This is a genomic window from Bacillus sp. FSL W8-0223 (assembly GCF_038006805.1).
In the GTDB taxonomy this organism is placed as follows: Bacteria; Bacillota; Bacilli; order Bacillales; family DSM-4216; genus Bacillus_O; species Bacillus_O smithii.
In genome coordinates this window covers 2,016,906-2,040,177 of the sequence record NZ_JBBOVX010000001.1, presented here as the reverse complement: position 1 = coordinate 2,040,177, position 23,272 = coordinate 2,016,906, and the positions used below count along the sequence as shown (strand labels likewise).

Genomic DNA, 23,272 nt, shown 5'->3' with positions numbered 1-23,272 from the left:
TTTGTACTTCCAAAACCCATTTACATCAAGCATTTAAACAAGATTTTGGACTGCGAAAGTTGAGTATATTAGAAAAGGCATATTGGTAAAAAAATTGAACAATAGCCACTTGAATTATATGAATCGAAAAATTTAGCTTTTGAAAAAATTCAAAAAATTGTATTGACAATAATTTTAATGATTGTTATGATGATAAACAATTAGTGAAAGTCGATGAAAAGAAGAGTAGGTATAATGCGAACCATGGTTTTGTCACAAAACGGTTCGATTTATCTGCCCTTTATTATTCCGGATAACCATAATATAAAGGGCAGATAAATATCTGTTCACCAGAGAGTCGGGATAGGTGGGAGCCGATGAACAGACTTATACTGAAGATCCTCTTGGAGACGCCATGCTGAAAGAGAACAGTAAGCATTGCCGGTTTCTTCCGTTACCAAGACTAGACGTATGATGCGTCTTCTAAAGTGCCGTATATATACGGAATTAGGGTGGTACCGCGATTCGACTCGTCCCTTCAACTGGACGAGTTTTTTTATTGAAAAAATATTCTAATAGAGTACTGGAATCAGGCAGCCAGCTCATCGAAAGGAGAAAATAAAATTTTGCTTTGGCGTCTGACTTGTCGGAGTAAATGTTTTTTTAATCCAGTACCACTAATTCATCATTCAGATTACAACATAGAGAAAGGGGAAACGTTATGAAAAGAAAAGAGTTATGGGTTGTAGGGCTTATGCTTTTCGCGCTGTTTTTTGGAGCGGGAAATTTAATTTTTCCTCCTTTATTAGGAATCCAATCAGGACGGTCTTTTTGGTCAGCCATTGCTGGATTTATCATCACGGGAGTAGGGCTGCCCATTATAGCAGTGGCGGCGGTTGCGTTGTCCAGAAACGGGGTCCTTTCGATTGCTGAAAAGGTCCATCCACGTTTTGCGCTGTTTTTTGCCGTGGTGATTTATTTAGTAATTGGACCGTTTTTTGCCATTCCGCGCGGTGCGAATGTTGCATTTGAAATGGGTGTCAAACCATTTTTATCGAACGAAGCAGGTTCCATTAGCTTATTTTTATTCAGCATCATCTTTTTTATCTTGATCCTTTGGTTAAGTTTAAATCCATCGAAAATGGTCGATCGAGTGGGCGAATTATTGACTCCGCTCCTGCTTGCCTCTATCGCTGTTTTATGTGTGACGGGTTTCTTAAAGTTGGATGGTTCCATTCAGCCGCCGTCTGCTGAGTACTCGCATGCCCCTTTAGCAAAAGGGTTTATGGAAGGGTATTTAACGATGGATGCCATTGCCGCTTTAGCATTTGGCATCGTGGTCGTCAATGCACTTAAGGAAAGAGGAATTAAAAATGGCAAGAAAATGGTGGCGATGACGGTCAAAGCCGGAGTAATCGCTGGTTCGGGATTGGCGCTTGTTTATATTGGAACAGGTTATATCGGGGTTAAAATGGCCACACACGGTTCTTTCGAAAATGGGGGAGAAATCCTGTCCAAAGCAGCTAGCCTTCTTTTTGGGGCAGGAGGTAAAGTTCTTCTCGGCATCATTGTGGCGCTGGCTGTATTAACGACTTGTATTGGATTAGTGGTGGCATGTGCCCAGTTTTTTGCGGAACGATTGCCTGCTGTTTCATATAAAAAATTTGTCATTTTGATTACGATTATCAGTTTTTTGATTTCGAATATAGGCCTTAATCAAATCATCTCCATTTCCGTTCCGATTCTAAGCATGATTTACCCTTTGGCCATCGTATTAATCGTTTTGTCTTTCATAGATCATTATTCCAAAGGCATTTCTGAACGTGTTTATCAAGGGGCCATTCTTTTTACGGCCGTTATCAGTTTATATGATGGTTTGAAAGCATTCGGATTCAATTGGGAATGGCTGAATCATTCCTTGTCTTGGGTTCCGTTGTTTTCCGTAGGATTAGGGTGGCTTTTGCCTTCGATTCTCGGAGGAATCATCGGATGGGTCTTATCTTCTTCTCGTACTGAGAAAAAATGGACACCTGCTAAAATGAAACAGTAACGTTCACACAAAACAGCATCATTTCGTTTTTGCTATATAAACGGACCATATAGAAAGAATGGCTGCCGACAAAGTCGACAGCCATTCTTCATGTGCGCCCGGCATGTACATGAACTATAGGGTGTAAGTCCCGAACCCCGAAGACAGAAGTAGAGGTTAGCCAAGAGCAAGGGTGTCCGTGGTGACGCGGAATCTGAAGGAAGCTGGAGGCAAAACACCGGTCCGAGGAACACGAACCTCATATAAGGCTAGGTATGATGGAGTGAGTTTGCATAACAAAACAAAGCTCTTTCTGTCGAAGGTCATATCGAGTAAATGAGGCGGATAGATGGTGTGAAAGTGCATGTACTTACCCGGGGAGGTCTGGCGGATATGTGAAGTACTCTTCATAACCTACTTAGTGATAAGTAGCTGAACCGTCAGAAGTCAGCAGAGGTCATAGTATTAGTTGGTCTAGAACAACTAAGAAGGACCGAACAATTAAGAGAGAATAGCCCTTGGTATTCAGTGAGTCATGATGAACACAGAAAACGTAGTACCTCACTTGAGGGAGGAAGCGGTGAATCCCGTGGGAGACCTCTTGGAGGGTGGAGTGACCACTGGCATAAAGAGAACAGCTATTCACGGAAGTTATAAAGACTTGCGTCAATTATCTTAATTGAACCGCCGTATACGGAACCGTACGTACGGTGGTGTGAGAGGACGGGAGTTAATCGCTCCCTCCTACTCGATTCATGAGAGGCGTTGTTTCTGCATGGAACAGGTTTACGGGAAAGACGTATGATCGCCATTCGAGGGATCCCAAGAATCGTTAAATGCAGGAGGAAATGACCTATCTGTATGATCCTGTTGCAACAAACAGATTGTCATTTTTTGTGAGTTCAAGAGATTCTTTTTGAATTAGTATTGGATGGTAAATTTCTTTTCATTTTCTTTCGGTTCTTTTTCGACAACTTCGATTTGATCTACTCTTCCGTGGGGGCTGGCTCCTTTTTTGATGAAAGAAATCAACTCGGACAGAGGCATTTCATCCCCTTCGGCTTCTATTTCGACAGATCCATCCATTTCGTTTCGCACCCAGCCTTTCAGACCTAATTGTTGGGCTTTTTGTTGTGTGTAATAACGGAATCCTACACCTTGAACTTTTCCGTATACTTTAATAAAAAGTCGTTTCATCATAATCTGATCCTCCTCGTCATTGCGGGGTTTTTTTGTGAAAACATCCTCCTAAAGAATAGAAAGGTAGAAAATTCAATTTCATAGTTTTCCGAAAATAGCACCTTGACCGAGAATTTATTTTTATTTTATCACAGGATAAAGGCTGATTGGGATCGGGAAAGCAATGAAAAACGGACTGACTTTACTAGCAGTCAGCCCGTTTATAAGTTCAAAATGAATCGTTTTTTATTGTCCTTCACGTGCTTTTTGTTTTTCGTAAAATTTCTTCGACAACCATGTTTGTCCAATTAGAAACAATCCGCTGACAGCCCAGTAAAGCGGCAGTGCAGCCGGGGTTGAGAACGAAATGAACAAAATCATCAACGGAGACATTAGCCCCATGATTTGCATTTGTTTTTTCTGGTCTTCCGGAACACCTATCATGGAAACACGGAATTGGAAATAGTACATAATTCCGGCGATAATGGCCATGGGAATATCAGGATGTCCTAATTTAAACCATAAAAAGTCCGCTTTTTTAATATCCTCAGAAATTCGGATTGCATAATAGAGAGCCATCCAAATCGGCATTTGGATCACAATCGGAAGGCAGCCCATTGAAAAAGGATTGATTTCGTGTTTTTGATATAGCTGCATCATTTCTTGCTGCAGCTTCATCTGCTCTTCTTTTGTTTTAGCCGATTTTATGCGTTTCTGAATTTTTTCCACTTCCGGTTTAATTTTATCCATTTTTTCTTTCATTTCTTGCTGTTTTTTCATGGTGTTCAACATAAGCGGCATCAATATAATTCGCACAAGCAACGTGATCACGATGATCGCTAAAGCATAATTTCCGCCCAAAAAGGAACCGATGGCATGAATCAATTTTACGAATGGTTCTACAAAGTAATCATGAAAAAAATGTCCCTTTTGTTGGGCGCTGGAACATCCGGATAAAAGAACAGAAGAAAAAAGAATAAAGGTCAATAACGAAAAGTATTTTTTCAACATACATCCTCCTCAATAAGAAAAATTCCAAACAGATGCGGCAGAAAGAGAAGGAATATAATGATCTTCGTTATCACGCGCCGATTCTTTTCGGCAAACAGACTTCGGCAACCAAGACACAAACCGAACGGCAGGGAGAATGGTATTTTGCTTGATGGAAAGCAATACCGTTTCTTGAGTTGTCCGTTCAGCTATTGTGTAGCATGTTTTCTTCGAAGAGTACTTGACAATCCAATGAAGAGTCAACGCGAACACAAAATGGAGAACCAAGCTCATATAGAGAGAGTAAAAGGCAAGATCCGTCAAATTATCACTCATAATCGTTATCATGGCGACTCTCCTTTTGCAAACTAAAAAAATTATACATGAAAATTCATTTGTATTCAATTAATTATGAAACATGCTGCTTGAAAGATCCCTATTCCTTTTAAAGAAAATTTCAAAAAAATGATTTTCCCTATGTTTCTTATTCGTGTTAAAATGAATTGAGAGTTATTGAGAAGTATTATCATTCTTAATTCGATTTTGTAATTTCATGAGAATCAAATGGATGAAAAGTGCTCGTTCATTTTAAAGGAAGGGTTTGGTTATGACGCTAACTGAATTGAAAGAAGGAGAAAGCGCTTATATCACTACTTTAGAAGGAGTACAGCAACTTGTGAAAAAGCGTTTATTGCATATAGGGTTAGACGAAGGATCATATGTGACATTACACCGCATTTTGCCGATTGGAGGACCATGTCTATTAGAATGCTCCGGTCAAATGATTGGAATTCGTCGCAAAGATGCCAGGAAAATTAAGGTGAAAAAGATATGAGCCAGACAGCACTCATCGGAAATCCGAATACCGGAAAAACTTCTTTGTTCAACAGCTTGACCGGTTCCTACGAACACGTGGGAAACTGGAGCGGTGTGACGATTGAGAAAAAGATTGGCAAGTTAAAAACAGAAGATGGATTTTTAATCGATTTACCGGGAGTATACTCACTTCATCCTCTATCAAAAGACGAAGCGGTTGTCATTCGATATATGCTTCATGAACATCCGCAAACACTATTAAATATTGTAGATGCATCGTTATTGGAACGGAATTTGCAGTTGACAGTCCAACTTCTGGAATACGGAAAACCGCTTATTCTTTGCCTAAATATGGTCGATGTTGCAGAGCGGAGAGGTTTGAAAATTGATGACCGGCTTCTTTCCAAACGATTGGGTGTGCCTGTTATCCCCGTCATTGCTCGAAAAGGAGAGGGATGTCAGGAAATTAGCGTGTTATTAAATCAAACGATTCAAACAAAGCCTATTGCTATTTTCTATGGTGATATGGTAGAAAGGGCCATTGATTCGATCGTTCGTTTGTTGCCGGAGAATCTGCCTTTTTCGGCGCGGTGGCTGGCTCTGCATTTGCTTGAACAAAATCCATATGCGATGGAATTTGCTCAAGAATGGATTTCAGAAGAAGAGCTGAAACAGCAGATTGAGGCGGTCAGTCAGGAGCTGAAAAAACATGGCGACTCCACGGTGAGCCGTTCGATATTCAATACAAGAAAAAATTGGATCAGTCAAATCGTCAACGAATGCGTCGTCATGGAGGAGAAAGCATCCGCCGTCAACTGGACAAAACGAATAGATGACGTTCTTACTCATAAAATTTTGGGGGTTCCGATCTTTCTCGCTTTTATGTATTTATTGTTTATGATGACGTTTAATTGGATCGGTACTCCGCTTTCGGACATGTTGGACCGTTTTTTTAACGGTCCGCTTACAAAGTGGATGAAACAATTGTTGGTTTCGATCCATGCCGGGCCGTTTGTGCGGGCGTTGGTGCTTAATGGAATTGTCGGAGGAGTCGGTGGAGTTTTAGTGTTTATACCGCAAATTTTTGTGTTATTTTTCTTTATTTCTTTCCTTGAAGATTCCGGGTATATGGCTCGAGCGGCGTTAGTGATGGACCGATTGATGGAAAAAGTCGGACTAAACGGCAAAGCTTTTATTCCGATGGTCATTGGTTTCGGTTGCAACGTCCCCGGCGTGATGACCGCGAGAACGATCGAACAGCCGAAAGAACGGCTGCTTACGATTTTACTGACGCCTCTCATGTCCTGTTCGGCAAGGCTTCCCGTCTATGCCTTGTTTACGGGAGCGTTTTTTGATCATCATCAAGGGGAAATCGTGTTCTCATTATATGTACTTGGAATCTCGGTCGCATTCTTATTGGCAAAATTGTTCTCCAGCACCGTTCTAAAAAACGAAGCTTCCATTTTTGTCATTGAACTTCCGCCGTATCGAGTACCACAATGGAAAACGCTATGGCTCAGTACTTGGGATAAAGGCAAAGGCTTTGTACGCAAGGCGGGTACGTTTATTTTTGGAGGCTCGGTGTTTATTTGGCTGCTTTCTTATATGGGTCCCGGAGGCATTGGGGTTTCTATGGACGAAAGCTTTTTAGCGAAAATTGGCGGTTTAATCGCTCCTTTGCTTGTTCCGCTGGGATTTGGTACTTGGCAGGCGGCTAGCAGTTTACTAACAGGTTTTCTGGCAAAAGAAGTGGTCGTGTCGACGATGAATATTATTTACCATGCGGCAAACACCTCGTCCTTAAAAGGCGTTATTACGGGGAACTTTACTCCGTTATCCGCTTATAGTTTTATCGTATTTATTTTGCTGTATGTCCCATGTGTGGCGACGGTTGCTGCCATTCGACACGAAACGGGTTCGAAAAAGTGGACGTTCTTTTCGATCGGATATGGATTGGCTATTGCCTATCTATTATCTTTCATCATTTATCAAGGCGGACAACTATTCATCTAAAGGAAGTGAAGGCGTGATGATCATCAGTAGTTTCATTGGGGCAGTGGTTTTCGGCTATGCTGGATACACTTTATATCGATATATTCAAAGAACGAAACAAGGCGGGTATTGTGCTCACTGTTCTCTAAAAGACAAATGCACAACGAAATGTGAAACGGTCAAGAAAGAGTCTATCTCTCATTGACGTTATACCAGGAATAAAAAAACACGTATGGACTTTTTATTTCATGCCATTGAAATTGTATCGGAATATGGGCGATAAAGATGATAATGGACAGAATCCGCTTAATGGCGGGTTCTTTTTTAATAAACATTTCTTCTATCAAATATAAAAGGATCAAATCTTTCAAACGTTTTGAGCGCGACAAAAAGGTTTCTTCCACTTTCGTTTCCAGTTCTAAATTTTTATTTCGGCTGATACATTGTAGTAAAAGGGATTAAAGGTGATGAATATGCGACTTAGCGAATTAAGCGGAAAAGAAATCGTCGATTTGAAAAAAGCAGAAAGACTTGGTGTCTTAGGGCAAACGGACTTGGAATTTAACGAAAAAACCGGCCAAATCTATGAATTGGTTATTCCAACCGGTAAACGGCTGGTTAAAAAACAGAATGCCGAGATTCGCGTGCCATGGCAACGTATCAAAACGATCGGCTCTGATATGATTATATTAGAAGTGCCTGAACAGTCTTAATAGATTACAAAAAGGTCTGGTTCAAATCCTTCGGGTGAACCAGATCTTTTTTTGTTTATGAAAGGAAATGCCTCCGTTTTAGACTGCATGCTGACACGCATTCTCTAGTGGGTGAAAATGAGTTTCTTTTATAAAAACACCGGAAAACGAAAAAGCTGTCCTGATTCTCCGCAAAATTCCTCCTCATTACACCTATTGATACCCATCTTCATACAATAAAAAAGTAAATATAGAGCTTATGATCATCAAAGGGGGTTCAATATGTTAACAGGCATGCAAATTGCAGTAATCGGCGGAGATGCCCGCGAATTGGAAATCATCACAAAATTAACAGAATTAGACGCCAAATTGTTTTTAGCCGGATTTGAACAATTGAATCATGCTTATCCCGGGGCTGTGAAAGAGAAAATGGAGGACATTCCTTTTTTCGAAATTGATGCCATCATATTGCCTGTAGCGGGAACCAATCATGAGGGAGTGGTTGAAACCATTTTTTCTGATGAGCGGGTTGTCCTTACAAAAGATATGCTCCAAGCCACTCCCCAACATTGCACCGTTTATTCAGGTATTAGCAATCAATACTTGAACGATTTAACCAAAAGAACAAACCGAAAATTGGTCAAATTATTTGAACGTGATGATGTCGCTATTTATAACTCGATTCCAACCGCTGAAGGAGCGATTATGATTGCTATTCAAAATACAGATTTCACGATTCACGGTTCGAATGTCGTCGTTCTCGGCTTTGGCAGAGTCGGGATGAGTGTAGCAAGAGCCTTTGATCAATTGGGGGCAAATACGAAAGTGGGGGCAAGAAAAAGTGAGCATTTAGCAAGAATATCTGAAATGGGAATGACGCCTTTCCATCATAAAGATTTAAAAAATATGGTTCGTGATGCGGATATTGTCATCAATACTATTCCGCATTTAGTAGTAACGGCTTCCGTAATTGCCAACATGCCATCTCATACCATAATCATCGATCTAGCTTCCAAACCGGGAGGAACCGATTTTCGCTATGCGGAAAAACGAGGGATAAAAGCCATATCGGCACTCAGTCTTCCGGGAATAGTCGCTCCCAAAACAGCCGGGCAAATTTTGGCCAATGTGTTGGCAAAGCTTTTAAAAGAAGATGTTTTTAAACGAAGGGAGAATATTTCCTTATGACGTTAAAAGGAAAACGAATTGGTTTCGGATTGACAGGATCGCACTGCACGTATGATGAGGTGTTTCCGGAATTGGAAAAACTGACGAAGACAGGAGCAGAAGTGGTGCCGATTGTAACATATACCGTCCAAAATACATCCACGAGATTTGGTGAAGGAGAAGAATGGGTAAAGAAAATAGAGAAAGTAACAGGCAATAAAGTCATAAACACTATTGTGGAAGCGGAACCGCTCGGACCGAAAAAACCGCTCGATTGCATGATTATTGCACCGATGACGGGAAACTCGATCAGTAAATTTGCCAATGCATTGACAGATTCACCGGTGCTGATGGCGGCTAAAGCGACTCTGCGAAATCAAAAACCGGTTGTTCTTGGTATATCTACGAATGATGCTCTTGGATTAAACGGGGTGAATATTATGCGTTTAATGGCATCGAAAAATATCTTTTTTATCCCGTTTGGTCAAGATGATCCTGTCCAAAAGCCGACTTCTATGGTAGCACGTATGTCTTTGTTGCAGGAGACAGTAGAAAAAGCTTTGGAAGGAAAACAACTTCAGCCAGTGATTATTGAAAGGTTCCATGACAGCGTGTAAGTAAAATCTCCTCATTTTCAACAACTTTTTTAAATTAGTATTCTCATTATCTTTTAATGTGATAAAATAATAACAATTCAAGGAATATGTTATGTCTTAAGGAGCTGTTCGTTTCCCTTACGTTTACGACGCGTAATAAGGAGAAACTGGAAGGAGAAGATTAGATTGACGAACAATGGTTTTCACGTAGCAGTAGTTGGCGCAACAGGTGCAGTAGGACAACGAATGATTGAAACGTTGGAAAAGCGAAATTTTCCAATTCGGAGACTGACACTTTTATCTTCTTCCCGATCAGCGGGAAAGACCCTTACGTTTAAAAATGAGGAGATTACTGTTCAAGAAGCTAAGCCGGAAAGTTTTGAAGGCGTAGATATTGCATTGTTTAGCGCAGGAGGAAGCGTCTCAAAACAGCTCGCCCCGGAAGCTGCTAAAAGAGGAGCAGTTGTCATAGACAATACAAGCGCTTTTCGGATGGATCCGGAAGTTCCGTTAGTGGTACCTGAAGTGAATAAAGAAGATTTAAAGAAACATAAAGGAATTATTGCCAATCCAAACTGCTCCACTATCCAAATGGTAGTCGCGCTTGAACCGATTCGCCAAAAATACGGGCTGAAAAAAGTAATCGTTTCTACTTACCAAGCTGTATCAGGAGCGGGAGCCAAAGCCATCAACGAATTGAATGAACAAACGAAAGCCATTATCAATGGAGAAGAATTTACACCGGCCGTTTTGCCCGTTGCTTCAGATCCAAAACATTATCAAATTGCCTTTAATGCCATTCCGCAAATTGATAAATTTCAGGATAATGGCTTTACGTTTGAAGAAATGAAAATGATCAATGAAACAAAAAAAATCATGCATTTGCCTGAGTTGAAAATTGCCGCAACCTGTGTGAGATTGCCGGTAGCTGTCGGGCACTCTGAATCCGTTTATTTCGAAATTGAAAAAGAAGGAGTCACAGCCCGCGACATACAAGAGTTGATTAAGACTGCACCAGGAGCGGTTTTACAGGACGATCCAGCTGAACAAATTTATCCGATGCCTGCTGATTCCGTCGGAAAGAATGAAGTGTTTGTAGGACGAATCCGCAAAGATTTAGATGAAGAGAAGGGCTTCCATATGTGGGTCGTTTCTGATAACCTATTAAAAGGAGCAGCATGGAATTCTGTCCAAATCGCTGAAACTTTAATTGAAATGGGATTATTGAAGTAAACAACTTGAATGGAATGCCGAGGTGTAGTCAATTGAAAATAGTGGTACAAAAATTCGGCGGGACATCTGTACGTGATGAAAAGTCACGATTAAGCGCAAAAAGACATATTCAAAAAGCAATTAATGAAGGATATAAAGTAGTCGTTGTCGTTTCCGCCATGGGGCGCAAAGGAGAGCCGTATGCGACTGATACGCTCCTTTCCCTGGTGGAAGGGGCGCGGACTAAGCTAAGCAAACGCGAACAAGATTTGCTAATGTCGTGCGGAGAAATCATTTCTAGCCTTGTCTTTACGAATATGCTTCTCGAGCACGATATTTCCGCTGTCGCTCTTACAGGGGCGCAGGCCGGCTTCTTGACAAACAGCGATTATACCAATGCGAAGATTCTGGAAATGAAATGTGATCGGGTTAAAAAGGAACTGGAAACTCACGATGCGGTTGTAGTCGCCGGATTCCAAGGTGCTGACAAATACGGTGAGATCACAACTATCGGACGTGGCGGTAGTGATACGTCTGCGGCTGCACTTGGAGCTGCATTAGGCGCAGAATGGATCGACATATTCACGGACGTGGATGGGATTATGACGGCTGATCCTCGTATTGTCGAAAATGCTCGGCCTTTATCGGTTGTTACTTATAATGAAGTATGCAATATGGCCTATCAAGGAGCAAAAGTCATTCATCCGCGTGCAGTAGAAATTGCCATGCAGGCGAAAGTGCCAATCCGCATTCGTTCCACATACTCCGATGAAGTAGGAACGCTTGTCACAACGCTGAGCAAACAGAATAAAGGCACCGATATAAAAGAAAGGCTAGTGACTGGAATCGCTCATGTCTCTGATATAGCACAAATCAAAGTGAAAGCGAAAAAAGATCAATATGATTTGCAGTCTGAAGTGTTTAAAGCGATGGCTAATGAAAAAATCAGCGTTGATTTTATCAATATTTCGCCGACAGGTGTGGTATACACTGTGCAAGAAGACATGGCCGATCGGGCTGTGACCATTTTGAATGAACTTGGTTATGAGCCTACTGTCGAAAAAGGATGCGCGAAAGTTTCGGTTGTAGGAGCCGGAATGACGGGAGTTCCTGGAGTTACAGCGAAGATTGTGACCGCTCTGTCTGAAGAAGGAGTACGGATATTGCAATCAGCGGATAGCCATACCACCATTTGGGTGCTTGTCAAAAAAGAAGATCTTGTTAAAGCAGTAAATGCTTTGCACAGTGCTTTTCATTTAGAAGATGAACAAAATGAATACGAAGCAACCATCAACATTTAAAAAAAAGAGGGGGAAAAAAGATGGTTTCTTTAGGTCGGATTTCGACCGCAATGGTTACACCCTTTGATTCAAAAGGAAATATAGATTTCCGAAAAACAACTCAGCTGGTCGAATATTTGATTGAAAATGGGACGGATTCTCTTGTTGTTTCAGGCACGACGGGAGAATCGCCCACTTTAACAACGGAAGAAAAAATCGCTCTGTTTCAACACGTTAAAAAAGTAGCAAACGGGCGCGTACCGATCATTGCCGGTACTGGCTCCTACAATACACAAGCTACTGTTGAGTTGACGAAAAAAGCAGAGGAAGTCGGAGTAGATGCAATTCTGCTCGTGACCCCATATTATAATAAGCCGAATCAAGAAGGGTTGTACCAACATTACAAAACAGTTGCAGAAGCAACTTCTTTGCCGATCATCCTTTACAACGTACCGGGGAGAACAGGTGTTACGTTGCAGCCTGAAACGGTGATTAGGCTGTCTCGTATTCCTAATATAGTGGCAGTAAAAGAAGCGAGCGGAAACTTAGATGCAATGGCAGAAATTATCGCCAATACAGACGATGATTTTGCCCTTTACAGTGGAGATGATGCTTTGACGCTTCCTGTTTTAGCGATCGGAGGAAACGGAGTTATCTCGGTTGCTTCCCATATTGTGGGAAATGAAATGCAGGAAATGATTACGGCCTTTTTCGACGGTGATCTTTCCAAAGCGGCAAAACTTCATCAAAAACTTCTTCCTCTTATGCGAGGGCTGTTTGCTGCGCCGAGTCCTGTTCCGGTCAAAACAGCACTGCAAATGAAAGGAATGGATCCGGGACCTGTACGTCTTCCGCTTGTGCCGTTAACGGAAGAGGAACGAAACAAACTGGCAGAATTGCTCAATCGTTTATAAAAACTTCCGCTTTTTTATTTCTGGAATAGAGAGATTACGTGAACTGCAGGAGTCCTTCATTCGGGGAATGGACGTGTTTTTCAATCGGAATGTTTTCGTTTTTTGTCTCTTTAATAATTGGGATATGAAATATAAGAACAACATCGTTTGAACGTGAAGAAATGTTGCTCGTACCATGTGTGCTTAGGACGTGAAATATACTTGCGGTGATGAAAATAAGGAGAATCGACCATCATTTGGTCAAAATCAAAGTAGATTCGTTCGTCACCCTGAAGAAATGGGAATATCCCGTAAGATAGATATCGTTCTCGATAAAGGTTTGGTCCTCACATTTTCTGATATAAAGAACACGAGCTTAACCAGTTCCTGTTTTTTATATGGAAACGTGAAGGATCAAACCTTTTCATTTTTTGGTTCTATACTAAATGTTGGGGTTAAGAGACTTTTCAGGGAAAATAAAAGCACTTACGAAGATCTCCCTTTAAAATGATAGTTGGCGACTACATCGAAAGGGAGATTTCGTAAATGCATTCTCATTTTATCACAAAACTGCTTGGGTTAGAAGATGTTGAAATCACTCATGTAGAGGATCAAATCACTCACTTTGAAATCCATATTCAAACGCCTGTAAAAGTTCAAAAATGCCCCTGCTGTCAGAAGGAAACTTCCTCTGTCCATGATGATCGAATTCAAAAGATTCGTGATGTAAAGGTCTTTGAAAAATATTGTTTTCTCATCTTGAGAAAGCGCCGATACAGATGTAAGTCCTGTGGAAAACGGTTCTACGAACCCTATTCTTTTCTAGAGCGTTACCAGCGCCACACGAAACGACTCCTCCAAGCTCTTTTGGTTAAAGTGAGGGAGTATAACTTTAAGCAGGTTGCCAAGGAAACAGGACTTGGGCATTCCACCGTCATTCGGCTCTTTGACAAGTACTATTCCTATGACAATAAGGCCCTCCCGAAAGTTCTGGCCATTGATGAATTGAAAGGGACTTCTGAAACGGGCAAGTACCAATGTATCATTGGCGATCCTGTAAACCGAAGGGTTTACGATATCATTCCTAACAGGAATCTATCCACCCTAAAGGAATACTTCCGTACACTTCCAAGGGAGAAAATACAGATGGTGGTCATGGATATGTGGCAGCCCTACAAGACGCTCGCTTTGAAAAGTTTTGATAAACCGATTCTGGTGGTCGATCGATTCCATTATGTTCGGCATAATGTCTGGGCATTGGAACGGGTAAGGAAGAGAGTCCAGAAAAACTTTCAAGAGAAGGATCGTAAATCCATGAAGAAGTTGCGTTATCTGCTTCATAAGCCACATGCCCATTTGAATGCAGATGAAATGGAACAGCTGAACTATTTCTTTTCACTGGCCCCTGACTTAAAGAAGGCCTATATCGTAAAAGAGACCTTCCATAAGTGGCTGAAGGAAAGTGACAAAACAAACGCCAAAAGAAACCTTGAGCACCTCTATAAGGTCATAGAGGAATCGGGACTCGAAGAATATCAATACATGAAAAGAACGTTCAAAAACTGGGAAAAGGAGATCTTAAATTCCTTTCTCTTCCCCTACACCAACGGATTTATTGAGGGGATCAACAACAAGATAAAGGTCATTAAACGAATGTCATATGGCATTCGGAATTTTAAGAGACTAAGAAATAAAGCTTTATGTTCACTCATCTAGTCAACTACAAAAAAGGGGGCACTTCGATAAGTGTACCCCAACAATTGACATAGAGCCCATTTTTTCTAGACAACAAGATTTCTCTTCCTATAAACTCAATAATAAAGGGGATATGAATCCTTTTTTCACGGATTAATCCGAATAGACAGAATAACTCATATAAAGGTAATTCTTATGAATTCTGCTTCAACACATAAAGCGTTTGGGTTGGAAGTGGGACCTTTTCATTTTTTTGCATTAAAAATTAAAGCTTGGAGCATTCAAAAAGTTTGTCGAATGAAAGTAGAAAGAATAGTGTTGGATTTTAAAAATGGCATCCGATATAATATTACTAATGGCAGCGGGCGGATTAGAGAAGTCAACATAGGAGGATTTAAACATTGAGTAAAAGAAAAAATGAGAGTATTAAAGTGATCCCATTGGGAGGAGTAGGAGAAGTCGGGAAAAACATGATCGTGATCGAAGTGGATCATGAAATTTTTGTCATCGATGCCGGCTTGATGTTCCCTGAAAATGAAATGCTCGGAATCGACGTTGTCATCCCAGATATTACATACTTGGAAGAAAACAAAGACAGAGTGAAAGGCATCTTTCTTACACACGGTCATGAGGATGCTATTGGTTCACTAGGCTATGTGCTTCGGAAAATCAAAGCACCTGTTTATGGAACGAAGTTAACATTAGCTTTGGCCAAAGATCGGCTTCGTCAAGAAAAAGGGATTGAATCGGTTAAATTTTATACGATCCATTCCGATTCCCGTTTGCGGTTCGATACGGTCGACGTGACTTTTTTCCGAACGACGCACAGCATCCCTGATTCTGTCGGGATTTGCATCCATACGTCCGAAGGCGCTATTGTTCATACGGGCGAATTTAAGTTTGACCAAGAAGCAAAAGGTTTTTATAAACCGGATATTGGAAAGATGGCCGAAATTGGCGAAAAAGGAGTATTGCTGCTTCTATCGGATTCCACAGAAGCAGAAAGACCGGGACATACAGTATCGGAAGGTGTGATGGCTCGACACTTGTCTGATGCCTTTCATTCTGTCAAAGGTCGTATTATTGTAGCTTCCTATGCATCCAATCTGATCAGGATTCAGCAAGTATTCCAAGCAGCATATGAGAATCATCGGAAAGTCGCGGTTTCAGGAAAAAACCTGCAACGGGTTTATGAAATTGCTTTGAAACTCGGCTATTTAGATGTGAAGGATAATATGCTGGTCGATATTACAGAAATCAATCAGCATCCTGATAACGAACTTGTCATATTGACGACGGGCATTCAGGGAGAACCGATTGAGGCCTTGCAAAAAATGGCGAAAGGCACTCATAAATTGGTCAATATAAAAGAAGGAGATACGGTGTTTATTACCGCTAATGCAACGCCGGGGCTGGAATTGTTAATGGCCAAAACGGTGGATCTCTTGTTTCGAGCGGGAGCTAATGTTTTAACCAATCACCGCGAAGTTCACGATTCTGGCCATGGCAGCCAAGAAGATTTGAAATTTATGCTGAATCTGATGAAACCGCAATTATTTATCCCTATACAAGGCGAATATCGGATGCTGATTGCCCATGCTAAATTGGCCGAAAATGTTGGATTGAAGCAACGTCAAATTTATATTCCTGAAAAAGGGGAAGTCATTGAAATCAAGAATAAAACTTTCAAAGTCGGCGGACGAGTGCAAGCAGGCAATGTTTTAATCGATGGCATCGGGGTTGGCGATGTTGGCAATATTGTATTGCGCGACCGCAAACTGTTATCACAAGATGGAATATTTATTGTAGTCGTCACGTTGGATAAAAAACGGAAAAAGATTGCCTCCGGTCCAGAAATTATTTCCAGAGGTTTTGTGTATGTAAGGGAATCGGAAAAGTTGATTGAAGAATCGACATCGTTAATTTCGCAAATCGTTGAAAAGAATATGGAAAACGACGTCATTGAATGGTCGAATATTAAACAAGCCATTCGTGATCAATTAAATACGTTTTTATTTGAAAAAACGAAACGCCGTCCGATGATATTGCCGATCATTATGGAAATATAATCGATAAAATCACCGATGAAATTCGGTGATTTTTTTATGAGTATGAAAACGAAACGATCGTGAATAATAAAAGTATCACCGTTAAAAGGAGTTGCAATCCATGGCAGAGCTTGAAGGAACGAATCCAGAACCGTCCAAGCAAGAGGAGGAGAATGAGCAAAATACCTCTTCCACTTTAATGGAAAAAATTCAGCAACTTGGACAAACGAATGTCCCGGAGCTTTCCAACGATTCGAATATTCACTGCCTGACAATCGTCGGCCAGATCGAAGGACATATCCAATTGTCTCCTCAGAATAAGACGACCAAATACGAACATTTAATTCCGCAGCTTGTTGCGATCGAGCAAAACCCTAAAATCGAAGGGCTGCTCGTCATATTGAATACAGTCGGCGGGGACGTGGAAGCTGGGTTGGCCATTGCTGAAATGCTTGCGTCTTTATCGAAGCCAACGGTTTCCGTTGTCCTGGGCGGTGGGCATTCCATCGGGGTGCCTATTGCGGTAAGCTGCGATTATTCTTTTATCGCGGAGACGGCCACGATGACGATACATCCTATTCGTTTAACGGGTCTTGTTATCGGAGTTCCGCAAACGTTTGAATACTTGGATAAGATGCAAGAACGAGTCATCAAGTTCGTGACAAGCCACTCTCATATTCAAGAAAAAACATTCCGGGATTTGATGTTTGCCACCGGAAATCTTACTCGTGATATTGGAACGAATGTTGTTGGCCACGATGCAGTGGAAACAGGGTTAATCGATGAAGTAGGCGGATTAGGATCCGCCATGAAAAAACTGAATGAATTGATTGAAGCGAAGAAAAAGGCTGACAAAGGGATGATCCAATGATTTTGTATACCCCGATTCCAAAAGAACTCATTTTTCCAGCTTTACAAGAAGAATTTCAAGCCGTTGAAACGGTAACGTGGCAGGGAATTCCGTTGATGGTGCAGAAAGAAGAACAACAAATGCGTATCCTTCGTGTTTTAAGCACAAATCCAAACGATTATTTAAATCAGCAAATTGTACCGGGGCAGTATTTGCCATATCCACCAAAACAATATTAGGTAAATGCGAACAAATATGCTATAATGATAGGTGAAAATTAGCAGCCGAACTGAAGGCTGCTTTCTTTGTTCGTTTTTTACAAATAATCCATAATGATCTCGATCATCCGAAAGAATGGTTTATTGGGATTTTTCGGAAAATGACATACTCTGTTTAATCTAGGTGATGGTATCATGCCAAAAAAGAAAAGAAGAGCAAGACGAAAGTCGTCTCAAAAAGTTCAAGAGACATTGAAATATGAAATTGCGGGCCTTTTGCTGATTGCATTCAGTATTATTGGACTTATTCCATTGGGCGTTGGAAACTATTTTGTGTATGTTTTTCAATTTTTGCTGGGGAGATGGTATAAACTAGGATTCCTCATGGTCATTGTGTATGCTGGATTTTTAATGATCAAACGGACAAGACCCACTTATTTCAATCGGAGGCTCCTCGGATTTTATATTATCGTAGCTAGCTTGCTGCTGTTTGATCATATCGCTTCCTTTGAAAGCAGAGGATCTGTCAATCCTAGTATTATTTCTAATACTTGGGAAATTTATTTGAAGGAAAAAGGTCAAGAGTTTCCAGCAGATCTTGGCAGCGGGATGATTGGAGCGGTGCTTTTAGCTGTTTCGTATTTTTTATTCGAAGCGTTAGGAACGAAAATCTTGTCATTGGTTCTTCTTATCATCGGTTTTATGCTTTTGACCAACATTTCGATTGGCGACATTTGCGGAAAATTGCTTTTCTCTATTTTGAGATTTTTAAAAGAACAATGGCAGGCCTTTTTGCAAGACATAAGAGACTGGCAGTCGGGACGTAGAGAAAGACGGAACCAATCCAATCAAGGGAAAAAAGCGAAGCCTACTGAAGATGAAAATGACGGCAGCGTCGTGATTTTAGACCATAACCAAAACGAACCGACTCATCCAGTCATTACGGATTTTTCGGATAAAGTGGCGAACGAAGAAAACGATGATCCAACTCATTCGATCGTCAACGGAGGACCGGAAACAGAAGGAGAATCGGATGTTTATTCTGGTCCTCCAATGAACTTTAGTGAAGTAGAAAACGAAGATTATCAGCTGCCTCCTATATCTCTGTTAAAGAGACCTAAAAAGACCGACCAAAGCAACGAATATCGTTTAATTCACGAAAATGCGGCTAAATTAGAAAGGACGTTTCAAAGTTTCGGCGTCAAAGCAAAAGTCACTCAAGTACACTTAGGACCAGCTGTGACAAAATATGAAGTTCATCCAGATATTGGAGTCAAGGTCAGCAAAATTGTCAGCTTAAGCGACGATCTTGCATTGGCATTGGCGGCGAAGGACATTCGAATGGAAGCTCCAATCCCCGGAAAGTCGGCGATCGGAATCGAAGTCCCGAATTCAGAAGTAGCGATGGTTAGCTTGCGGGAAGTGCTCGAAAGCAAAAATAACGATCGTCCCGATTCCAAATTATTAATCGGACTTGGACGCGATATTACCGGTGAAGCAGTGCTTGCGGAACTTAATAAAATGCCCCATCTGCTGGTTGCGGGGGCAACCGGAAGCGGTAAAAGCGTGTGCATTAATGGGATTATTACAAGTATTCTCATGCGTGCTAAGCCGCATGAAGTCAAATTAATGATGATTGATCCGAAAATGGTAGAGTTAAATGTTTATAATGGAATCCCTCACTTGTTGGCTCCTGTGGTGACCAACGCGAAAAAAGCTTCTCAAGCTCTAAAAAAAGTGGTGGGTGAAATGGAACGCCGCTATGAACTGTTTTCACACAGCGGTACGAGAAATATCGAAGGCTACAATGAACACGTAAGGCGGCATAATAGCGAAACGGGGGATAAACAACCGCTTCTTCCTTATATTGTAGTGATTGTAGACGAGCTGGCAGATTTAATGATGGTGGCTTCAAGCGATGTGGAAGACTCGATCACCCGACTTGCCCAAATGGCACGCGCGGCTGGAATTCACTTAATTATCGCTACTCAAAGACCATCTGTAGATGTCATTACCGGGGTGATTAAAGCTAATATTCCTTCACGAATTGCTTTTGCTGTTTCCTCTCAAACGGATTCGCGAACCATTTTGGACATGGGTGGCGCTGAAAAATTGCTTGGACGAGGAGATATGCTTTTTCTTCCTGTTGGTGCTTCTAAGCCAATACGGGTTCAAGGAGCTTTTCTTTCAGATGAAGAAGTCGAAGAAGTGGTGAATTTTGTCATATCGCAACAAAAAGCGCAGTATCAAGAAGATATGATTCCAGATGATTTGCCGGAAACATCGTCAGAAGTAGAGGATGAATTGTACGATGAAGCTGTTCAATTAGTTGCGGAAATGCAAACTGCTTCCGTTTCTATGCTGCAGCGGAGATTTCGAATTGGATATACGAGGGCGGCAAGATTAATTGATGAAATGGAAGCAAGAGGAGTTGTCGGCCCTTATGAAGGCAGCAAGCCACGGGCTGTGCTGATACCAAAACCATCTGAACAACAAACCTCTTAAAAAGGCTGCAAACGCAGCCTTTTTTCATTTTTAAGGAACTTTTGTATTGGGCAAATGAAGTCATTGATGAAATTAATTAGACTGCTCGATCGCTTTTGCTCCTGTGTTTTATGGCGCTCAGCACATATTTAAAAAAGCCTGACCATTACAACTGAAATGCGATTTTTCCACCAAACACCTCAAAGCTGCATTCTGAACTAAGAAAATGTAAATGAAGGGACTTTTGGAAAAAGGACGGCATAATAGTTATCATAAAAATATTATGTAAACTAAATAAGAGGAAAAACTTGCTAATCACCGTTAATAACATGTATAGTTGAATTGGCTTTTCATAAAATAAAGCGAGACGAATGGGTTTTTACCGCATGGTGGGTTTAGCAGAAAAGGCTGACAATCTTTAAGGGCAAATGTCGCTGCCATCCTGAATGATGTTTTAGAACGATGAAAAACAAAATGCCTTTGATGAAGATGGAGATAAAAAAGGAGGAAATAGAGATGACAGTGGTGGATGAAATAGTCAAAAAGAAAAAGGGCTATACCCTTCATTTTGTCAAAACCGATCAATACAAAACGAATACAATTGTGTGGAAGATGAAAGCACCTCTTGAAAATGAGACGGTTACTTTAAGAGCCCTTCTCCCTAACGTGCTGCAAAACAGCTCCAAGAAATATCCGACAACCACATCCCTCCAATCTTATTTGGAAGAGCTGTATGGGGCTAATTTTTTTGTGGATGTTGGCAAAAAAGGCGAATACCACATTATGAGTTTTTCCATTGAACTCGCCAATGAAAAATTTTTAAAAGAGAAGACGCCATTATTACGTACAGGACTTGATTTTTTAGCTTCTATTTTATTTGCACCCAATGCAGAAAACGGCCGATTTCATGAATCATCCGTGACGAGTGAAAAACGGATTTTAAAACAGCGATTGCAATCGTTGTTTGACGACAAAATGCGTTATGCTAGCCAACGTCTCATAGAGGAAATGTGTGAAAATGAACCATATGCGTTGCATCCATATGGGCGCTTGGACGATGTCGATTCCATTTCTTCAGAAAGTCTGTATCAATATTATGAGAGAGCGCTCCGAGAGGACGAACTGGATTTATATGTCGTTGGTGATGTGGATTTCGAGGAAGTGGAAGGTGCTTGCGACCAATTGTTCTTACTGTCGGATCGGCAGCCAAAATTAGTGAAAAAACGCTCGATTCCTTCGCGTTCGGAAGTAAAAGTAGTGAAAGAGCAGCAATATGTAAAGCAAGGAAAATTAAATATTGGATACCGAACTCATGTGTCATTCGGCGATCCCGATTATTTTGCGCTGCAAGTATTTAATGGAATATTCGGGGGATTTTCTCATTCAAAACTGTTTTTGAACGTTCGGGAAAAAGAAAGCTTAGCTTATTATGCTTCCAGTCGTCTTGAAAGCCATAAAGGGCTAATGATGGTTATGTCCGGCATCGAAAGTAAAAATTATGAAAAAGCGGTGGCCATCATCCGCGAACAGCTTGAAGCGATGAAAAACGGAGACTTTTCCGAAAAGGAAATCGAACAAACGAAAGCGGTCATTCATAATCAATTGCTGGAGACCATTGATACTCAGCGAGGTTTAATTGAAATGCTTTACCATAATGTGCTGGCGAAGAAAAATGTCACAGTGGAAGACTGGCTTCAAGGAATTGTGGAAGCATCTGATTCAGAAATTGTCAAAGTGGCCGAAAAAATTGAAATGGATACCATTTACTTTTTATCTGGACAGGAGGGGCTTAATTGATGGAAAAAATTCAATTTGATCAGCTCCAAGAAGAATTGTACTATGAAAAAATGAGCAATGGACTTGACGTTTATGTTCTCCCGAAACAAGGATTTCACAAAACTTATGCGACTTTTACAACGAAATACGGTTCTGTGGATAATGAATTTGTTCCGCTCGGTAAGGATCAATTCACCCATGTTCCGGATGGAATCGCCCATTTTCTTGAACATAAATTGTTTGAAAAGGAAGATGGCGATGTCTTTCAGCAGTTTAGCAAACAAGGAGCGTCTGCCAACGCTTTTACCACTTTCACAAGAACCACTTATCTTTTTTCCAGCACCTCCAACGTGCAGCAAAATTTGGAAACGTTGATTAATTTTGTTCAAGATCCTTATTTTACCGAAAAAACGGTAGAAAAAGAAAAAGGGATCATCGGTCAAGAAATTACCATGTATGAGGACAACCCCGATTGGCGTGTTTATTTCGGCTTAATTGAAAATATGTATCATCATCACCCGGTTCGCATCGATATTGCGGGTACGATTCAATCCATTGATAAAATCACAAAAGATCTATTGTACGAATGCTACTACACTTTTTATCATCCGAGTAACATGCTGCTCTTCGTTGTGGGGCCGGTCAATCCGGAAGAAATCATGAATCAAGTAAGGGAAAATCAATCGAAAAAGAACTATCAAAACCAGTCGGAAATCAGGCGTCACTTTGAAAAAGAACCGGAAGATGTAAAAGAAAAGCTCAGGGTTCTACCTATGGATGTAAAAACGCCGAAGTGCTATGTGGGCATAAAAGGCGCAAAGACCGATATTAAAGGAATTGAAATGCTGCGGTATGAATTATCCATCAATGTATTGTTGGAGATGCTGTTCGGAAAAAGCTCTCAAAATTATTTTGACTTGTACGAAAAAGGTTTGATTGACGATTCATTCTTTTTCGATTTCACGCAGGAAGAGGGATTTGGCTTTGCGATGATTGGCAGTGATACAATGAATCCGGATGAATTTGCTAAACGCATCCAATCCGTTTTACTGGACGCGAAAACAGGCGCTTATTTAACGGAAGATGCACTTGAAAGAACGAAAAAGAAAAAAATTGGTGCGTTTTTAAGATCGCTGAATTCTCCGGAATTTATTGCCAATCAGTTTACGCGGTACGCTTTTCATGAAATGAATCTTTTTGATGTAGTGCCAACACTTGAACAACTGACATTTGATGACATAAAAAAAGTAGCAGCCGAATTGATTGCTCCTAATCGATTAACCACTTTTCAAGTTACACCCAAATAACGTACGATTTTATATCAGGAGTAGACAAAAAGCGCCTAACGTATCTAATTTGTGTTGAATGAATCACAA

At 40.9% G+C, this 23,272-nt stretch carries 21 protein-coding genes and 1 other annotated feature; of the genes, 18 read left to right on the top strand and 3 right to left on the bottom strand.

Annotation, left to right across the window (positions count from 1 at the left end):
- Positions 1–292: 292 nt before the first annotated feature.
- Positions 293–520 (top strand) — a binding site (T-box leader).
- 180 nt (positions 521–700) lie between these two features.
- Positions 701–2,029, top strand: a complete 1,329-nt coding sequence (gene brnQ, locus NST81_RS09980; RefSeq protein WP_341029676.1) for a branched-chain amino acid transport system II carrier protein — start codon at positions 701–703, stop codon at positions 2,027–2,029.
- A gap of 900 nt (positions 2,030–2,929) precedes the next feature.
- Here the strand turns inward: brnQ and NST81_RS09975 are convergent.
- From NST81_RS09975 to NST81_RS09965, 3 genes are all read right to left on the bottom strand, one after another.
- On the bottom strand, positions 2,930–3,208 hold the full coding sequence (locus tag NST81_RS09975; protein ID WP_003352441.1) for an acylphosphatase: 279 nt from the start codon (positions 3,206–3,208) through the stop codon (positions 2,930–2,932).
- A gap of 225 nt (positions 3,209–3,433) precedes the next feature.
- Positions 3,434–4,195, bottom strand: coding sequence for a membrane protein insertase YidC (gene yidC / locus NST81_RS09970; RefSeq protein ID WP_040340837.1), 762 nt, complete (start codon positions 4,193–4,195; stop codon positions 3,434–3,436).
- Between the two features lie 12 nt (positions 4,196–4,207).
- The gene (locus NST81_RS09965) at positions 4,208–4,525 is read right to left on the bottom strand and encodes a hypothetical protein (RefSeq protein ID WP_048623430.1); all 318 of its coding nucleotides are present in this window, start codon (positions 4,523–4,525) and stop codon (positions 4,208–4,210) included.
- A gap of 259 nt (positions 4,526–4,784) precedes the next feature.
- On the opposite strand from NST81_RS09965, the gene NST81_RS09960 reads away from it, so the two are divergent.
- The 17 genes from NST81_RS09960 to yfmH all read left to right on the top strand — a co-directional run bounded on the left by NST81_RS09960 (position 4,785) and on the right by yfmH (position 23,203).
- A complete protein-coding gene (locus tag NST81_RS09960) occupies positions 4,785–5,012 on the top strand; it encodes a FeoA family protein (RefSeq protein ID WP_003352438.1) in 228 nt (75 codons plus the stop codon).
- Positions 5,009–7,006 carry a ferrous iron transport protein B gene (feoB, locus tag NST81_RS09955; RefSeq protein ID WP_341029674.1) on the top strand — a complete coding sequence of 666 codons (1,998 nt, stop codon included), beginning with the start codon at positions 5,009–5,011 and terminating at the stop codon, positions 7,004–7,006. Before NST81_RS09960 ends, feoB begins: the two co-directional genes overlap by 4 nt.
- A complete protein-coding gene (locus tag NST81_RS09950) occupies positions 6,942–7,190 on the top strand; it encodes a FeoB-associated Cys-rich membrane protein (RefSeq protein WP_315968600.1) in 249 nt (82 codons plus the stop codon). Before feoB ends, NST81_RS09950 begins: the two co-directional genes overlap by 65 nt.
- A 268-nt stretch (positions 7,191–7,458) precedes the next feature.
- On the top strand, positions 7,459–7,698 hold the full coding sequence (locus NST81_RS09945) for a YlmC/YmxH family sporulation protein (RefSeq protein ID WP_040340808.1): 240 nt from the start codon (positions 7,459–7,461) through the stop codon (positions 7,696–7,698).
- A gap of 261 nt (positions 7,699–7,959) precedes the next feature.
- On the top strand, positions 7,960–8,865 hold the full coding sequence (gene dpaA / locus NST81_RS09940; protein WP_328202981.1) for a dipicolinic acid synthetase subunit A: 906 nt from the start codon (positions 7,960–7,962) through the stop codon (positions 8,863–8,865).
- The gene (locus tag NST81_RS09935) at positions 8,862–9,461 is read left to right on the top strand and encodes a dipicolinate synthase subunit B (protein WP_328202979.1); all 600 of its coding nucleotides are present in this window, start codon (positions 8,862–8,864) and stop codon (positions 9,459–9,461) included. The genes dpaA and NST81_RS09935 overlap by 4 nt, the downstream gene beginning before the upstream one ends.
- 165 nt (positions 9,462–9,626) lie before the next feature.
- Positions 9,627–10,673: an aspartate-semialdehyde dehydrogenase gene (gene asd, locus NST81_RS09930; RefSeq protein WP_270583314.1), complete on the top strand. Its 1,047-nt coding sequence runs from the start codon at positions 9,627–9,629 to the stop codon at positions 10,671–10,673.
- A gap of 32 nt (positions 10,674–10,705) precedes the next feature.
- Entirely contained in the window at positions 10,706–11,953 is a 1,248-nt protein-coding gene (gene dapG / locus NST81_RS09925) for an aspartate kinase (protein ID WP_341029668.1), read from the top strand.
- Positions 11,954–11,973: 20 nt separating this feature from the next.
- Positions 11,974–12,846, top strand: coding sequence for a 4-hydroxy-tetrahydrodipicolinate synthase (gene dapA, locus NST81_RS09920; protein ID WP_003352428.1), 873 nt, complete (start codon positions 11,974–11,976; stop codon positions 12,844–12,846).
- Positions 12,847–13,371: 525 nt separating this feature from the next.
- A complete protein-coding gene (locus tag NST81_RS09915) occupies positions 13,372–14,541 on the top strand; it encodes an ISL3 family transposase (protein WP_341029665.1) in 1,170 nt (389 codons plus the stop codon).
- Positions 14,542–14,715: 174 nt separating this feature from the next.
- Entirely contained in the window at positions 14,716–14,925 is a 210-nt protein-coding gene (locus tag NST81_RS09910) for a hypothetical protein (protein ID WP_048623422.1), read from the top strand.
- On the top strand, positions 14,922–16,589 hold the full coding sequence (locus NST81_RS09905; protein ID WP_341029663.1) for a ribonuclease J: 1,668 nt from the start codon (positions 14,922–14,924) through the stop codon (positions 16,587–16,589). Before NST81_RS09910 ends, NST81_RS09905 begins: the two co-directional genes overlap by 4 nt.
- Before the next feature lie 100 nt (positions 16,590–16,689).
- Positions 16,690–17,439 (top strand): ClpP family protease, encoded by a 750-nt coding sequence (locus NST81_RS09900; protein ID WP_341029660.1) that lies wholly within the window; start codon positions 16,690–16,692, stop codon positions 17,437–17,439.
- A complete protein-coding gene (locus NST81_RS09895) occupies positions 17,436–17,657 on the top strand; it encodes a YlzJ-like family protein (RefSeq protein ID WP_048623421.1) in 222 nt (73 codons plus the stop codon). Before NST81_RS09900 ends, NST81_RS09895 begins: the two co-directional genes overlap by 4 nt.
- 174 nt (positions 17,658–17,831) lie before the next feature.
- Positions 17,832–20,141 (top strand): FtsK/SpoIIIE family DNA translocase, encoded by a 2,310-nt coding sequence (locus NST81_RS09890; RefSeq protein ID WP_341029656.1) that lies wholly within the window; start codon positions 17,832–17,834, stop codon positions 20,139–20,141.
- Positions 20,142–20,636: 495 nt separating this feature from the next.
- Complete coding sequence (gene yfmF / locus NST81_RS09885; protein ID WP_270583310.1) at positions 20,637–21,917, top strand: EF-P 5-aminopentanol modification-associated protein YfmF; 1,281 nt, start codon at positions 20,637–20,639, stop codon at positions 21,915–21,917.
- The gene (gene yfmH / locus NST81_RS09880) at positions 21,917–23,203 is read left to right on the top strand and encodes an EF-P 5-aminopentanol modification-associated protein YfmH (RefSeq protein WP_445662328.1); all 1,287 of its coding nucleotides are present in this window, start codon (positions 21,917–21,919) and stop codon (positions 23,201–23,203) included. Before yfmF ends, yfmH begins: the two co-directional genes overlap by 1 nt.
- Positions 23,204–23,272: the final 69 nt, after the last annotated feature.

Bases quoted from the DNA above. Each gene is read 5' to 3' on its own strand.
- NST81_RS09935 (WP_328202979.1), top strand. From the start codon at position 8,862: ATGACGTTAAAAGGAAAACGAATTGGTTTCGGATTGACAGGATCGCAC.
- yfmF (WP_270583310.1), top strand. From the start codon at position 20,637: ATGACAGTGGTGGATGAAATAGTCAAAAAGAAAAAGGGCTATACCCTT.
- feoB (WP_341029674.1), top strand. From the start codon at position 5,009: ATGAGCCAGACAGCACTCATCGGAAATCCGAATACCGGAAAAACTTCT.
- NST81_RS09890 (WP_341029656.1), top strand. From the start codon at position 17,832: ATGCCAAAAAAGAAAAGAAGAGCAAGACGAAAGTCGTCTCAAAAAGTT.
- dapA (WP_003352428.1), top strand. From the start codon at position 11,974: ATGGTTTCTTTAGGTCGGATTTCGACCGCAATGGTTACACCCTTTGAT.
- NST81_RS09975 (WP_003352441.1), bottom strand. From the start codon at position 3,208: ATGATGAAACGACTTTTTATTAAAGTATACGGAAAAGTTCAAGGTGTA.
- brnQ (WP_341029676.1), top strand. From the start codon at position 701: ATGAAAAGAAAAGAGTTATGGGTTGTAGGGCTTATGCTTTTCGCGCTG.
- NST81_RS09945 (WP_040340808.1), top strand. From the start codon at position 7,459: ATGCGACTTAGCGAATTAAGCGGAAAAGAAATCGTCGATTTGAAAAAA.
- yfmH (WP_445662328.1), top strand. From the start codon at position 21,917: ATGGAAAAAATTCAATTTGATCAGCTCCAAGAAGAATTGTACTATGAA.
- NST81_RS09950 (WP_315968600.1), top strand. From the start codon at position 6,942: ATGGATTGGCTATTGCCTATCTATTATCTTTCATCATTTATCAAGGCG.
- NST81_RS09910 (WP_048623422.1), top strand. From the start codon at position 14,716: ATGAATTCTGCTTCAACACATAAAGCGTTTGGGTTGGAAGTGGGACCT.
- NST81_RS09960 (WP_003352438.1), top strand. From the start codon at position 4,785: ATGACGCTAACTGAATTGAAAGAAGGAGAAAGCGCTTATATCACTACT.
- NST81_RS09900 (WP_341029660.1), top strand. From the start codon at position 16,690: ATGGCAGAGCTTGAAGGAACGAATCCAGAACCGTCCAAGCAAGAGGAG.
- NST81_RS09915 (WP_341029665.1), top strand. From the start codon at position 13,372: ATGCATTCTCATTTTATCACAAAACTGCTTGGGTTAGAAGATGTTGAA.
- dpaA (WP_328202981.1), top strand. From the start codon at position 7,960: ATGTTAACAGGCATGCAAATTGCAGTAATCGGCGGAGATGCCCGCGAA.
- NST81_RS09895 (WP_048623421.1), top strand. From the start codon at position 17,436: ATGATTTTGTATACCCCGATTCCAAAAGAACTCATTTTTCCAGCTTTA.
- NST81_RS09965 (WP_048623430.1), bottom strand. From the start codon at position 4,525: ATGATAACGATTATGAGTGATAATTTGACGGATCTTGCCTTTTACTCT.